This window comes from Micromonospora sp. WMMD1155, assembly GCF_029581275.1.
Taxonomy (GTDB): domain Bacteria; phylum Actinomycetota; class Actinomycetes; order Mycobacteriales; family Micromonosporaceae; genus Micromonospora.
The window spans coordinates 3,190,456-3,203,226 of record NZ_CP120742.1; the positions used below are offsets into that span (position 1 = coordinate 3,190,456).

Sequence of the window (12,771 nt, forward strand, 5' to 3'; positions counted from 1 at the left end):
CCTGTCGGCCGATCAGTGAGTGCGCAGCCGCAGGTAGCGGCGGTGGCGGTTGTCGTCGCCGCCCATCGGGGTCGGCGGGGACAGGTAGACGAGTCGGCCGCTGGCCGAGGCGGCACGGACCATCACCGCGATGTCCTCGGGACGGCCGATGACCCACAGTTCGGTGAACTGGGCGGCCCGCTGGTTGTTGGCCTTGGCGTAGGCGCGCTCGCGGGTGGTCATGCCGCGATCCCGAAGTCGACGTGAGTGAGGTCCGGAACCCGGTCCGGTAACCGGCGGGGTCGCCGGATCCAAGCGGCGTAATCGGCGATGCCGGCGATCTGGGCATCGGACAGGTAGGCGACCTTGATGCGGCGGGGGATGCCGCCTTCGGCGATGAGATAGGCCGCGCCCTGGTTGCTGGGCGAGATGTCGGTAGCGGAGTAGCCCTGCTCGGCCCAGCCGTGACCAAGGACGATGTTCGAGCTGTTAGGGGTGGTGCAGCGGAAAGCGGCCCGGTAGCCGAACAGGTCCCGCAGGCTAGTGGGGATGATGTCGAACGACGGCCGTTGAGTCGCGGCGACGACGGGAATGCCGGCCGCACGGCCTCGGGCGACGAGGTCGCGCAGGAGCGCGACGAACTCTTCCTGCTCTTGCTTGGCACCGACGGTGGCGGAGTAGAAGGCGATCTCGTCGACGAGGACGGTGATGACCGACAGGTTGTCGGCGGCGGTGAGTTTGCGGCGCCCGTGGGCGCGGAGCCAGGCGTAGCGGTTGTTCATCACCTGCTGGAGCCGTCGAAGGACGGTCAGGGCGGCGGTGATGTCGGGGCCGATGAAGGCGTCGGCGCAGTCTTCCCACTGGCCGAGTTCGACGAGCTTGCCGTCCAGGAGGACGAGGCGGGAGTCGACGGCGAGGGCGGCGTGGGCGGCGATGGCGTTGAGCAGGCCGCTTTTGCCTCCGCCGGGTTCGCCGCCGGCGAGGAGGTTGCGGTAGGCGAGGGTGATGTAGACGGGCTGACCGAATTCGTCGATGCCGACGAAGATGGGGTCGAACATCGACAGGCCAGGCCCCACCGGAACCCCCGCAGCGGGGTCGGTTGTGGTGGTCATTGGGTGCCCTCCTTGGGCGGTAGGTGGGCGCGGGAAGCCACACGAACGAGCCGCAAGAGGCTCCCCGCGTCCGGGCGATGGGTGGGTTAGATCCAGTCGGAGACGTCCTCGGCGTCGGTTGCCGAGGAAGCCGCGGGCTTGCTGCCGTTGGCGGTGGTGGCCGGCTTCTTGGGCTGGGCCGGCAGAGTGATGGTGGGTGCGTCGACGTCGGGCAAGTCCAGGGCCGTGGGGATCACCGGGGCGGGCCGGTCGGCGGTGGGGGTGTCCGGGTTGATGACGTCGACCAGCGGCGAGTTCACCTGGGCGGTGAGGACTTCGCGGCGTTTGATGTCGAACCGCAGGTAGGCGGCGTTGCCGTCCGAGGCGCGTTCGACCAGGGCGGTCGAGGCGTGGCAGGTGACGGCGATCTTGTCGAGGCGGCCTTCCAGGTCGGCCATGGACAGGCCGGGGCGCAGGTAGACCCAGACCCGCTCACCGACCGGGGTGGGGCGAGCCCAGAGGATCAGCGGGAGGCTGCCGGACTGGTTGGCGATGATGAACTGCGCGAAGCACACGCGCAGCCGATGCCGCACCACGAGGCACCACGCCCAGGCCACGACCTGGCGGCGGATGGTGTGGTTGGCGGCGGGGACGCCGACGACCAGGGCGACCACGAGCAGGGTCACCAGGGTCGGGGTGTGGTTGGCGAGCTGCACCCAGAAGGTGAGCAGCAGGACCGTGAGCACGATTTCGGTGCTCCACCACCACAGCAGCCGGATAACCGGCCAGATCCGCACCAGCACCCAGGCCAGAGCACCACACGGGATGCCGATGAGAGCGCCGACGAACACGGCAAGGATCGGGTGGATGGAAGAAGCGGCCACCACGGCCGAGAGGAGGCCGACGATGACCGCCGTGAGGACGAACGCCAACCGGGCGTTGCGGGCCGAGGAACGGTGGACCTTGGCCTCGATGACCGTCACCGTTCCGGATCTGCCGCCGAAGGGACGGCGGGGGCTAGACTTGGACACGACGAGTCCTCCCAATCGCGAGTTGGGGTGGATGAGTGGAGGGCACGGGGTCGGCAGATGTAGGAGTCGGACCGACCCCGCGCCAGCTCTTGCGGGAGGTGCCACCACCACTGGTGGTGACGGGCCGGGAATGTAGGAGTCGGAACCACTCCCGGACCATGAATCTCAGCGGACCATCGGCCGCTTTCCTGCGTCAGACACCAGGGCTCACACAGAGCGGTGAGCGAGGGACCTACTTCGCCGCCGAGTTACCAGCCTTCGGCTTCAGCGAGATCGCACGGAACGCGACGCCGTTACGCCCGTTGGTTGCCCACGGAATAGCCTCCAACTGCTCGACAGCGACGAGCTGTCCCACCGTCACGCCCGGCTTCTCACCCGCCGTGGTGATGGTGATGATCTCGCCGCCAGTCTCGTCGAGCACGAAGACCTGGGTCGACCACATGAGCCGGCCAGTGTTCTTCTCCGACCGCTGATTGCCGTTCTGGTCGTTCTTCGGCTCCGGGTCCCTCGTCACCTGAACCTGCTTGCTCTGGATGTCCACGTACAACTTCACGACAAACCTCCTGGGTCTTTGGCCAGGGCTTGAGCTAGTCCCCGGTGGACTGTTGCTCGTGGCCTCTGTGGATAAGGCTCCCGCTTTCCAGAGGACGACCCATCCGATGGGCTAGACGACTGGGGACGTCTCGGCTAACCTCAACTCGTCCCTAGTTGTCCCTTGAGGAGTGTCGGATGCCGAACGAGCGGCTACGTGATGCGATCCTGCGCAACGGCCTGACCCCGGTTGCTGTCGCCGAGAGGATCGGGGTTGACGCAAAGACTGTGGAGCGGTGGATCACGCAGGACCGGACGCCGTACCCGCGTCATCGGCACGCCATCGCAGCGATGGTGCGGGAGGACGTGCCGTACCTGTGGCCCGACGCAGTCACCCCGGAAAAGGCGTCGCAGATCGGGCAGAGCGAAATGGTTCAGCTCTACTCACGGCGATCCTCGGTGCCGTCGGACCTGTGGCGTCGGCTGATCGAACGCGCCACGAAGCGTATCGACGTGCTCGCCTACGCCGGACTGTTCCTCGTTGAGCAAGACCCGAGACTGATCGATGTCCTACGTCAAAAGGGCATTGACGGTGTAGCGGTCAATATCCTGCTCGGCGATCCGACCAGCCCCGCCATCGAGCGGAGAAGCGTCGAGGAAGGTGCGCCCGGCGTGATGGCCGCAAAGATCCGGCAGGTTCAGCAGTACTACAGCCGGCTTGGTGATGCGCCTGGGGTCAAGGTGGTCTGTCACGACACGACTCTGTACAACTCGATCTACCGCTTCGATGACGAGATGTTGGTCAACATGCACGTCCTCGGTTTTCCAGCGCCACACGCGCCCGTGATGCACCTCCGCAAGCTCAACGGTGGCGACCTCTTCCGCACCTACTCCGACAGCTTCGACCGCGTCCTTGATGCCTCCAAGCCGTGGCCAAGCGACGAGGTGGCAGCCTAGAGACATGGCGAGAACCGAGCATTACCACGACCCGAACGCGCCGAAGGCCAACAGCATCGTTGTCGCCGTCTCCGTCTTTGTTCGTGACGAGCACAGCCGGGTGCTACTCATCCAGCGCACTGACAACGGCCTGTGGTCTCTGCCCGGCGGCGGCCAGGAGGTCGGCGAGACGGTCGCCCAGACGGCCGTCCGAGAAGTCCACGAGGAGACCGGCATTAGCGTCGAGGTGACTGGAATGGTAGGCGTCTACTCTGACCCCAGCCATGTCATCGAGTACTCGGACGGCGAGGTGCGGCAACAGTTCTCGCTCTGCTTCCGGGCCAGACCGATCAGCGGAACTCCGACCCCGAGCGACGAGTCACACGAGGCCCGGTGGGTAGCACGCGACGAGCTGGCCGCACTCAACATCCATCCGTCGACTCTGCTCCGCATCAACCACGGCTACGAGGAACGCCAAAATCCCTACATCGGCTGACGGGCGCCAGCGAGCCGGCGCTGAGTCCGCTGCACAGCGGCAACCATTTCGGGTTCCGCCCTGCCGATGAACCGGGTCACCAGGTGCTCCGGTCCGTAGCGGGACCGAATCTCTGCCAGCCGGTCCAGGACCTCGAAGTCTTGGCCATCCGGCCCGGTCGTCATGTCAGCGCAGCAAATAGCGTCGGTTACTGCTGTCTCCTCCCGAGGGAACTCGGCGGCCAGGACCTCACCAAGTCCACGTTCGTCGGCTTCGAGCCAGGCGCAGGAGTGGTGAGCGACCAGGGCTGCAATGCGCTCGTCGAAGCGCTCGCGGCGTAGCCAGCGGCCACCGTCGAGCGAGTGAAAGCCGGTGTCGACCAGGTCCGGGCTGTAACCCACGTCGTGTAGCCAAGCTGCCGCTACAAGTACCTGGCGATCCTCGTTCGGGACTGCGCCGCTGATCCGGTCCGCCTTGGCGGCGACCGCCTGGACGTGACTCCATCGACGGGGTAGCGGTGTCTCCAACAGGTGTCGCGCAACTTCGCGGGCGCTATCGACGAGGGCGGCCATGACGCCAGGGTACGGAGCCGCCACCCTGCTCGCTATCCCGTGACCAGCCAGGCGACGAGACGAGGGCGGCCGGACTGCCGGCAAAGTGGTTCAAAGTTTCTGTACGTCTTCAAGGCGGCCCTGAACGGGCCGCACGCGCCGCCGCCTGGGCGCGCGTCCGTCGCTCCGCTGGCGCTCCGACTCCGGCCACGCAACACGCCCGGCGGCTGGCGCGGAAGCCGAAAGCCCAAGGGGCCGCCGCAGAACGACAGGCCGTCAACCGGTGAGGGCTGAGCCGGCAGCCGGCCGGGCCACGCGGCCACGAGCCCGCGCGGCGCAGGGGAGCGCACGTCGGCCGCGTCGGCGAGCTGTCGGCGATCGCAGGGTCGCGGCTACTGCGCCTCCGGCGGGAGCACTCCGGCTCCAGGATGGCCGGCGCTTCGTCGGCGGGTCACGGTTAGTGGGTGGTTGCGGTGAGCCATCCCGTCTGCCATCGACCCGGGCAAGCCGAGCAGCCCACCGCCCGACCCGCCAGCGTCCGGACGTGCGTCAAGGTGCGCTTGACGTGGCGGGCCGGACGGCGGCCCGCTCCCCAGGAGGGCGGGCCGATGGCAGACGGGATAGCAGTTCCACTCGGAGCTATCTATCATGATCTTTTTGTCCATAAGAGCCCAAGACGCTGAGGACGAGGATGACCCCTGAGCAGGACCGTGACGTCAACGCCGCCATGTTTGCCTACTGGACCAGCCGAGAGCGAGCAGCTCTCCGCCAGGCCGAGCGAGGAGAGGTGCAGGATGCTGGAGGCAGGGCTAATGTGACCTCGGGCGGTCACCTAGACGAAGTCGCCAGACTCTTGGCGAAAGTCTGTCTCGATGCAGGAGCACCACTGAACGAGGTGTGGTACAAGGCTCCGGAAGGTGATCCGAATCGACGGTCCGGAGTCGGAAGAAACACTACATTGCCGGGCTACTATCGGCCCACGAAGCAGTGGGATTTGGTTGTTCACCACCACGATGTCCCGATCATCGTCGTTGAGTTGAAGAGCCAAAACGGTCCTTCTTACGGAAACAACGCCAATAATCGAGTCGAAGAAGCTATTGGCAGTGCGGTGGACTTTTCTCGTGCTCGTAAGGCCGGCTTAATTCAGGGGAGTCCTTGGATCGGATACGCATTCATAATTGAGGATGACATATTTTCCCGCAAGAACGAGTCCGGAAAGGACTCTAGTCGTTACGCCAAGGATCGCTATTTTGCTGACTGGTCGTACGTCCATCGAGTGCGGCTACTCAGTCAGCGCCTAGTAGAGGATGGGCACTACGATTCTGCGTGGGCGGTAGCAACAAGTAGGCCTGACTGCCCCGGTGTAATTAAGCCGAAAAACTGTCCGCAGCTAAAGACTAAGACTCCGGAGCATGTCCATGAATTCGCGTGGTGGGAACTGGATCCTGAGTCGCTGGGCTATGGGAGCTTTGCGGCAGCGCTAACAGCTCAGGTGAAGCGGTATTACCCTTCCGGTAGTACGCCCGCACTGCCGATGCCATAGATGCGGAATGCGGCTTCCGTGGCCGCTTTCCTGTCTCGGCGGTCGAAAGCATCGGCGAGCGCTAAGCGATCCATCGTGGAGATTGCTTCTGGTCGGGGAACCCGAATCCGGCGCAAGTACTGGGCTTGAAAGCGCAGCGTTCCCCCACGCATTCTAACCGCATATGCCGCCACGAAAGCTTCCGCAACCGCTGACAGTAGTAAACCCCCCAGTACCCGCAAGTCCCACTCGTCTGAGACGATGTAGTAAAGATTATGATGCGGGTAAAGGCCGCCCTCTTCCAATACTGGATGGATGTGCGTTTTCATATCTGGGAAAAGTAGCTTTGGCCTGGCGGTGAGGTTGTGGTCGACCTTGTCGATCGTCCGATACCAATTCGCTGGGCGCTTCACCGCGATATGACGCCTTCGCAGGGCGACGGCATGCTTTTCGAAGTAGGCGCGGAGTCGCGGGTACTCATTCAGGTCAACGATCCTGCCGGCATCCCAGGGATTGACGAGGCAGTGGCCGGACCAGGATACCGATCCCGATACCGTGTCCCGGACCATCGACAGGGGTAGCAAACGGTCAGGCTCGACTGTTGCGGCCGTTGTGACGAACACGCTGTCAGCGCCGGTAGCGATGCCGATGCCAACGCGGGTGCCGGTGCCTGGATCCTCTAGGAGCGGAAAGCGATCATTCAAGTCCTCGATCATTGCAAGGGTCGCTGGTGAGCCAGTGGGCCAAGACTCCGACCCCTCAAACCAATGCGGGAGGCGGCTGACCTCGAACCGGTCGTTCACTACCGACGGGCTTTCCGGCTGCTGGACCCATGCAAGTAGGTCCGCAGCATCAGCGGGGCCGAAGGCGCGAGTGGTGTCGGCGACAACTGCGGGGCCCTGCTGTTCTCGCCTGAGGATCGAGATCGCGGGATAGGCGGAGACCTGCTGATCGAAGGCGTCCACGTCGTGCATTGTGATCGTCGCATCGACGCTGTAGCTCGCTGCGATGAGTTCCCGCAGGTGTCTTCCGTACTGGTTGCGCATCCACCTGTCGGCACAGATGAAGCCGAGTGCTCCTCCGGCCTTGAGCGATCGCAATCCGACTTCGTAGAACCCGACATAGATGTCCGAGCGTCCGATCATGGCGGGGCAGGCGGCGCGGTAGGCGGCCATCCGATCGGCCGGCACGTCCTCCAATCGGATATAAGGAGGATTTCCGAGGACAAAGTCCACAGGTTCGCTGTCTCTATCGCGCAGTAGGTAGTCGCCTTCCTGCACCCAACTTTGGGCAAGCGCTGCCGCGTCCTCGGATGACCATCCGTCGTCGACAAGCACCTTTTCGACGAGGCGGCGGCTGAGCTCGACGTTGCGCGACAGAAGATCGAAGGCGCGAAGGGAGGTGGCGGCGCTGGTTACAGGTCGACCATGGATGTGGCACGACCTGCTCAGGCGTTCGACCATCGGTCCGAGAAAGGCGCCCGTGCCGCAAGCTGGCTCGACGGCAACGAGGTCGGCGAGGTCGCGATCAGCCGTGTAGCCGGCCAGGTCGAGGACGAAATCCACAATCCATCGCCGGGTGAACACCTCACCGTGCACGACCGCTTCAGCAGGGATGGGCGCTAGAGCCGACATCCCAACATCAAGCATGAGTGCTTCGCCCCTCGATGAAATGGCCATCAGGGCAGCGTACGGCACCGAAGGCCGGGCGAGGATCTGCCGCTATGGCCGGCCGACGGACTGTGCGTGTCGAGCGACGGCGACCGCCAGCGCGGATTCCCAGTGCCTGGCAGCTTCCGGCCGCATCTGGCGGAGTGGGCGGGCAGGGGCCGCGTAGCAGTGAAGCCCGACGGCTGCCGGGCTTCACTGGTTGAGGGGTGTTATGGGTCGCGGCAGGCTAGCGAAGATTAAAGGATGTGGATCGTCTCGGTCTCGCCGTCGCGATTTTGAAGCCGTAGTCTGCCGCCGCCCCGCTCAAGAAGCTCTAGCACAAGGTTGTACACAACTAGGGCGCGGTTGATGGTGTCGGTCTTGCTGTCTCCGGTCCTCTCGCAGGCAAGATCGAGGGCTTCCACTGAGCGAGGCGCGAGGTTGACAGTTACGCGGACAAGGGAACTTCCGCCACCGCCACCGCCTCCCCCACCGCTTCCGCCGCCAGTGTGACCTAGGCGAGAGCTGCCAGAGTCGGCCGGTTGCGCGGCAGACGTGCTGTCGCGACCGCGGGTCTGCCCGCTGCTCATATCCGCTCCCTCCAGGTCCTCAGGGGTAGTGAGCTGCCGTCCCAGTCCCGCGTCTGGGCGGTGCAGCACACTTCCCGTCTTAGCCACGATGTACTCCTTCTCCTGGTGGTTGCGGCTTAATCGCTGCTTCCTTCATTTGTTGGCAGGCGGGGGTCGTACCTGCCCTCCTTGGCGGCCCGAGCCGTCTAGCTCTTGCCGCGCCAGGAGCACTGCCTTGCTGTCCCAGTCATACGTTGTATGTACCAGCTCTCGCTGTTCCAATGTCTCACACTGACACACATACGACTAGGGGTTAGACAGCTGGGGCAAGGTAGCAGGCCCTCGAGCGGCCTCGAGGGGCAGGGCAACACGCGGATGATACGGGCCACACAGTGTCATCCACCTTGGAAGCTTCTTACGGTTGACCTAACGACTGAACGCACCGGGGAGCAATGGCTGACGGTGAACAAATGATGACTCAAGGTCAACTGCCGCCTTTGCCGCTTATGGCCACAGCGGCCACCTTCGTCCCGGCGTCGCGAAGACCGTACAAACGTACGGTGGATATGCGGCCGATTCGCGTAGGTCCTGTGACTGGAGGTGCTAGTGTGACTGACCGTAGCCCCGGGGCGGGGCTGTGGGGGAGGGCTCGGTGGGGATGGCCCTTGTTTGAAAGGTGCAGGAACGCATGACAAGTCCCACCCGGCCTGAGCGGCAGGTCCAGGATGACCTGACGGCGGCGGGGAACCCGGAGGGCGAGCTCACCGAGCGAGGGTGGAGCCAGGACATCGAGGCCGAGGCTCAGCTCAGCGGTCCCGGCGGGGTTCAGGCCACGGTTCGCATCCGGGATTCAACCGGCCGCACGTCGGCGAGCTGGTGCTACCTGGTCGAGGTGATCGCGGCCGCCGTCTGGCCGGTGATCGCCTTGATCGCCTGCATCAAGGCGAAGGCGTCGGCCGAGATCACGCTCTCGGTCAGCGGCATTGCCTTCGCCATCTCGCTGGCCATCTACCTCGTTCACCTGAATCGGCGACGGTGATCGGGGCCGCTCAACCGGCCGAAGCTACAGCATGGAGCGGTCGTCCACCGGATGGTGGGCGACCGCTCCGCTGCGTGGTGCGCGACGGGGGTGCCGGACAGCAAGGAAGCGGCGAGAAGGCCAGCACGAGTCGATTCCGAAGATCAGCCGACGATGCCCCGGGCCTGCCTGTTGACACCGAACCAGATGACAGCAGGAGGCAGTATCAGTCCGCATCCCCTCGGCGGGGTTCGCACTGGTCGTTGATCGACAGCAACGGCGACAGCAACCGGCCCGACCGAGGACGTCCGGCGACAGCAACGCGCGTACAATCGCCCGAGACCGCGAACGCGGATGGACCAGGCCGGACGACCTGCACAGAGCTTGTAAGCGAGATGTCGCCGGTTCGATCCCGGCCGGGGGCTCCATCTATACCCCCGATCCCGCATCGGTGGGCGTAACGGTCGACCGGGCGAGACGGAGGCCCATGAGTCGGGCGGTGGAGGAGTCGAACCGGGCGATGCTGCGCGCCCGGGACGCGATGGACCGGGCGTACGCCGAGCCCCTGGACATCCCCGCGCTGGCGCGGATCGCGCACGTCTCCGAGGCGCACTTCATCCGTACCTTCCGGGCCACGTTCGGTGAGACCCCACACCGCTACCTGCAACGTCGCCGGGTGGAGCGGGCCATGACGTTCCTGGTGGAGACCGACCGCGACGTGACGGACATCTGCTACGCCGTCGGCTTCGGCAGCCTGGGCACGTTCAGCCGGACGTTCCGCCAGATCGTCGGTGAGTCACCCTCGGATTTCCGGCGTCATCGCGTCGCCGCGGCCAACGTGCCGTCCTGCTTCGCCAAGGCCTGGACCAGACCCAGCAGTTTTGGATAAGCCGCAGGTCACGGCAGGCCTCTAGCGTTATGGGCATGACGATGAACGCGATCAGCCGCTCCCAGATCTACGTCCTCGACCAGGACGAGGCGCTCGATTTCTACGTGAACAAGCTCGGCATGGAGGTCAACACCGATCAGGATCTCGGCTTCATGCGGTGGCTGACGGTCAACCTCCCCGGCGACCCGGAGCGGGAGATCCTGTTGGAGAAGCCCGGCCCGCCGGCACTGGACCCGGCCACCGCCGAGCAGGTCCGTGAGCTGCTCGCCAAGGGTGCCCTGGGCGGCTACCTCTTCATGACCACCGACGACGCCCGCAAGACGCACGAGGACCTGGTGGCGAAGGGTGTCGAGATCACCGACGAGCCGACCGAGCGCCCGTACGGGATCGACTTCGGCATCCGGGACCCGTTCGGCAACAAGATCCGCATCGGCCAGATGTTCCCGCGGGCGTAGGGGAGCGGACGATGAGTCAGGCGGCACATCTCCCCCTGGTACGACCGGCCGCCGTCGGTCGGGACCGTGCACTGCTGATCGCCGGAGTGCTCGCCGGTCCGCTCTTCGCCGTCTCGGCGATCGTGCAGGCGTCGACCCGCGAGGGCTTCGACTTCCGCCGGCATCCGGTCAGCGTGTTGAGCACCGGCGAGTTGGGCTGGATCCAGATCGTCACGTTTCTGCTCAGCGGAGTGCTCTGTGCGCTGGCCGCGAACGCGCTGCGACGCCGTACCGAAGCAGGCTCGGTGTGGCTGCCTCGGCTGCTCGCGCTGTACGGCCTGGGCCTGATCGGGGCGGCGATCTTCAGCGCCGATCCGGCCGACGGCTTCCCGGTGGGCACGCCTCGGGGCGCCGGTCAGATCAGCTGGCACGGCGGCCTGCACTTCCTGGTGGCGGCGGTCGCCTTCGTGTCGCTGATCGTGGCGACGGTGGTGGCGGCCCGCCGGGCCGCACGGCAGGGGGCAGGTGGTCGAGCCGCGTACAGCTTGGCGACCGGGGTCTTCTTCGCGGTGAGCTGGGTCGCGTTGATGGTCCGACCGGCACCGACCGTGATGGTGGCGTTCGGCCTGGCGGTCTCGGCCGGTTGGCTGTGGGTGTCGGTCACCTTCGCGCGAGCGGCGTCCGGAAAGGCCGACTGAGCCGACGTGCGCGGGACCGGGAGGCGCGGGGTCGCAACCGCGCCTCCCGGTGTGTTGAGGTGTGCGACATGGTGACCCGACTGCTGTACCTCGCCCGGCACGCCGAACAGGACCTGACCGAGCTGAGTGGCACCGCGACCGAGGAGCCGGACTCCGGCCTGTCGGAGCGCGGCCGGCGCCAGGCCACCCTGCTCGGCGAACGGCTGCGGGGCCGGCGGTTCGCCGCCGTCCACCACGGGCCGTTGCGTCGGGCCGCGCAGACCGCTGAGCTGGTCGCCGAGTCGCTGCCCGAGGTTCCGGTGTACGAGACGGAGTTGGCCGGTGACCACCTCCCACACGACACCGATCCGAGCGGCCTGCCGCCCGCGTACGCGACGTTCCTGGCGCAGTTCTCGGCGGCCCAGCGGGCCGGCGGGCCGCAGGTGACGGCGGCGGCCGTGCGGCGGTTCGCCGGACCGGCAGGCGAGGCGACGGCCGGTGACGAGGCGGTGCGCGAGCTGGTCGTGACGCACACCTTCCTGATCGGCTGGCTGGTACGGCACGCCCTCGACGCGCCGGAGCGGCGATGGTTGGGCCTGAACTCGCACAACGCGGGGTTGACCGTGATCCGGTACAGCCCCTCCGGCCCGCCGAATCTGCTCGCCGTCAACGACGTGGCCCACCTTCCGCCGGAGTTGCGGGGCACCGGCCTGCCCCCGGACTACCTGGTGTAGGTGCCGGTGGCCCGCAACAGCAGCTTGACCACCGCCTGGGTGGCCGGCGGCGGGCTGGCGTCGGCCGGGCAGTCGGCGTACCCGCTCTCGTTGGTGCCGACGGTCAGCCGGTAGTGGAACACGTCCGAGCAGCTGGTCGAGGTGGGTGGCGGTCCGGCCTCGGCGGCCAGCTGGGGGTCGGTGGCCAGGCTGGTCAGGGTGCCCAGGTCGGCGGGAGTGAGCTTGCCGCTGCGTCGACTGCCGGCCCGGTCCACCATGGTCCACCGGCCGTCCGGCTCGACGGTGATGGAGTCACCACGCCCGGCGAAGCCGCCGGACATCCGTAGCGTCACCTGGGGTGCCGCGCTGGTCGCTGCGAGGCTGGTCGGGGCGGTGGTCGGCAGGAGGGTGCCGGTGGCCGGGGCGGTGGCCGTCGGGGCGGGGGTCTGCGGAGGAGGATCTCCGGCGGTGCCGGCCCGGTCGGTGCTGGTGCATCCGGCCAGCAGGGCTACCAGTAGCGCGACGGTGACGCCGGTTGTCGACGTGGCTCTCATCCTCGTCGGACGCTCGGCCCGCAGCGTCGGTTCCCCGGCAAGGGCATCCTCCGGACGGCGTCGTCGATCCGGTGCCGTGCCCAGCACAACGCCTGCGGCGGCCCTGGCCGACCGGTCGCGGGCGGGCGCGGTTATGGTCGCCGGGACCGGCG

General features: G+C 66.4%; 15 protein-coding genes. 8 read left to right on the forward strand and 7 right to left on the reverse strand.

Annotated features, from left to right (window positions below):
- Positions 1 to 12: 12 nt before the first annotated feature.
- The 4 genes from O7617_RS14520 to O7617_RS14535 form a co-directional block, all read right to left on the reverse strand.
- Positions 13 to 222, reverse strand: coding sequence for a hypothetical protein (locus tag O7617_RS14520; RefSeq protein WP_282264138.1), 210 nt, complete (start codon positions 220 to 222; stop codon positions 13 to 15).
- The gene (locus O7617_RS14525) at positions 219 to 1,091 is read right to left on the reverse strand and encodes an FtsK/SpoIIIE domain-containing protein (protein WP_282264139.1); all 873 of its coding nucleotides are present in this window, start codon (positions 1,089 to 1,091) and stop codon (positions 219 to 221) included. Before O7617_RS14525 ends, O7617_RS14520 begins: the two co-directional genes overlap by 4 nt.
- An 86-nt stretch (positions 1,092 to 1,177) precedes the next feature.
- A complete protein-coding gene (locus tag O7617_RS14530) occupies positions 1,178 to 2,053 on the reverse strand; it encodes a hypothetical protein (protein ID WP_282264140.1) in 876 nt (291 codons plus the stop codon).
- Between the two features lie 280 nt (positions 2,054 to 2,333).
- Positions 2,334 to 2,654, reverse strand: coding sequence for a hypothetical protein (locus O7617_RS14535; protein WP_348774179.1), 321 nt, complete (start codon positions 2,652 to 2,654; stop codon positions 2,334 to 2,336).
- Between the two features lie 176 nt (positions 2,655 to 2,830).
- Here O7617_RS14535 and O7617_RS14540 point away from each other — a divergent pair, with 176 nt between their 5' ends.
- Together O7617_RS14540 and O7617_RS14545 are read left to right on the forward strand one after the other, a co-directional pair.
- On the forward strand, positions 2,831 to 3,589 hold the full coding sequence (locus O7617_RS14540) for an XRE family transcriptional regulator (protein ID WP_282264142.1): 759 nt from the start codon (positions 2,831 to 2,833) through the stop codon (positions 3,587 to 3,589).
- A 4-nt stretch (positions 3,590 to 3,593) separates the two neighbouring features.
- The gene (locus O7617_RS14545; protein WP_282264143.1) at positions 3,594 to 4,064 is read left to right on the forward strand and encodes an NUDIX domain-containing protein; all 471 of its coding nucleotides are present in this window, start codon (positions 3,594 to 3,596) and stop codon (positions 4,062 to 4,064) included.
- Here the strand turns inward: O7617_RS14545 and O7617_RS14550 are convergent.
- Complete coding sequence (locus tag O7617_RS14550; protein WP_282264144.1) at positions 4,052 to 4,615, reverse strand: HD domain-containing protein; 564 nt, start codon at positions 4,613 to 4,615, stop codon at positions 4,052 to 4,054. The genes O7617_RS14545 and O7617_RS14550 overlap by 13 nt on opposite strands.
- A gap of 670 nt (positions 4,616 to 5,285) precedes the next feature.
- Here O7617_RS14550 and O7617_RS14555 point away from each other — a divergent pair.
- Positions 5,286 to 6,137 carry a PaeR7I family type II restriction endonuclease gene (locus O7617_RS14555; protein ID WP_282264145.1) on the forward strand — a complete coding sequence of 284 codons (852 nt, stop codon included), beginning with the start codon at positions 5,286 to 5,288 and terminating at the stop codon, positions 6,135 to 6,137.
- On the opposite strand, the gene O7617_RS14560 is transcribed toward O7617_RS14555, so the two are convergent.
- A complete protein-coding gene (locus O7617_RS14560; RefSeq protein ID WP_282264146.1) occupies positions 6,098 to 7,795 on the reverse strand; it encodes an Eco57I restriction-modification methylase domain-containing protein in 1,698 nt (565 codons plus the stop codon). The genes O7617_RS14555 and O7617_RS14560 overlap by 40 nt on opposite strands.
- 1,227 nt (positions 7,796 to 9,022) lie before the next feature.
- Here O7617_RS14560 and O7617_RS14565 point away from each other — a divergent pair.
- The 5 genes from O7617_RS14565 (at position 9,023) to O7617_RS14585 (ending at position 12,086) form a co-directional block, all read left to right on the forward strand.
- Entirely contained in the window at positions 9,023 to 9,373 is a 351-nt protein-coding gene (locus O7617_RS14565; protein WP_282264147.1) for a hypothetical protein, read from the forward strand.
- Positions 9,374 to 9,839: 466 nt separating this feature from the next.
- Positions 9,840 to 10,241: an AraC family transcriptional regulator gene (locus O7617_RS14570; RefSeq protein ID WP_282264148.1), complete on the forward strand. Its 402-nt coding sequence runs from the start codon at positions 9,840 to 9,842 to the stop codon at positions 10,239 to 10,241.
- A gap of 35 nt (positions 10,242 to 10,276) precedes the next feature.
- On the forward strand, positions 10,277 to 10,696 hold the full coding sequence (locus O7617_RS14575) for a VOC family protein (RefSeq protein WP_282264149.1): 420 nt from the start codon (positions 10,277 to 10,279) through the stop codon (positions 10,694 to 10,696).
- Between the two features lie 11 nt (positions 10,697 to 10,707).
- Positions 10,708 to 11,373, forward strand: a complete 666-nt coding sequence (locus tag O7617_RS14580) for a DUF998 domain-containing protein (RefSeq protein ID WP_282264151.1) — start codon at positions 10,708 to 10,710, stop codon at positions 11,371 to 11,373.
- 68 nt (positions 11,374 to 11,441) lie between these two features.
- Positions 11,442 to 12,086, forward strand: coding sequence for a histidine phosphatase family protein (locus tag O7617_RS14585; protein WP_282264152.1), 645 nt, complete (start codon positions 11,442 to 11,444; stop codon positions 12,084 to 12,086).
- On the opposite strand, the gene O7617_RS14590 is transcribed toward O7617_RS14585, so the two are convergent.
- Positions 12,074 to 12,619 carry a hypothetical protein gene (locus O7617_RS14590; RefSeq protein WP_282264153.1) on the reverse strand — a complete coding sequence of 182 codons (546 nt, stop codon included), beginning with the start codon at positions 12,617 to 12,619 and terminating at the stop codon, positions 12,074 to 12,076. The genes O7617_RS14585 and O7617_RS14590 overlap by 13 nt on opposite strands.
- Positions 12,620 to 12,771: the final 152 nt, after the last annotated feature.

What these genes read in the sequence shown, in the direction of transcription:
- O7617_RS14555 (WP_282264145.1), top strand. Translation starts at nt 5,286, where the DNA reads ATGACCCCTGAGCAGGACCGTGACGTCAACGCCGCCATGTTTGCCTAC.
- O7617_RS14585 (WP_282264152.1), top strand. Translation starts at nt 11,442, where the DNA reads ATGGTGACCCGACTGCTGTACCTCGCCCGGCACGCCGAACAGGACCTG.
- O7617_RS14540 (WP_282264142.1), top strand. Translation starts at nt 2,831, where the DNA reads ATGCCGAACGAGCGGCTACGTGATGCGATCCTGCGCAACGGCCTGACC.
- O7617_RS14525 (WP_282264139.1), bottom strand. Translation starts at nt 1,091, where the DNA reads ATGACCACCACAACCGACCCCGCTGCGGGGGTTCCGGTGGGGCCTGGC.
- O7617_RS14580 (WP_282264151.1), top strand. Translation starts at nt 10,708, where the DNA reads ATGAGTCAGGCGGCACATCTCCCCCTGGTACGACCGGCCGCCGTCGGT.
- O7617_RS14565 (WP_282264147.1), top strand. Translation starts at nt 9,023, where the DNA reads ATGACAAGTCCCACCCGGCCTGAGCGGCAGGTCCAGGATGACCTGACG.
- O7617_RS14590 (WP_282264153.1), bottom strand. Translation starts at nt 12,619, where the DNA reads ATGAGAGCCACGTCGACAACCGGCGTCACCGTCGCGCTACTGGTAGCC.
- O7617_RS14550 (WP_282264144.1), bottom strand. Translation starts at nt 4,615, where the DNA reads ATGGCCGCCCTCGTCGATAGCGCCCGCGAAGTTGCGCGACACCTGTTG.
- O7617_RS14570 (WP_282264148.1), top strand. Translation starts at nt 9,840, where the DNA reads ATGAGTCGGGCGGTGGAGGAGTCGAACCGGGCGATGCTGCGCGCCCGG.
- O7617_RS14520 (WP_282264138.1), bottom strand. Translation starts at nt 222, where the DNA reads ATGACCACCCGCGAGCGCGCCTACGCCAAGGCCAACAACCAGCGGGCC.
- O7617_RS14545 (WP_282264143.1), top strand. Translation starts at nt 3,594, where the DNA reads ATGGCGAGAACCGAGCATTACCACGACCCGAACGCGCCGAAGGCCAAC.
- O7617_RS14560 (WP_282264146.1), bottom strand. Translation starts at nt 7,795, where the DNA reads ATGGCCATTTCATCGAGGGGCGAAGCACTCATGCTTGATGTTGGGATG.
- O7617_RS14575 (WP_282264149.1), top strand. Translation starts at nt 10,277, where the DNA reads ATGACGATGAACGCGATCAGCCGCTCCCAGATCTACGTCCTCGACCAG.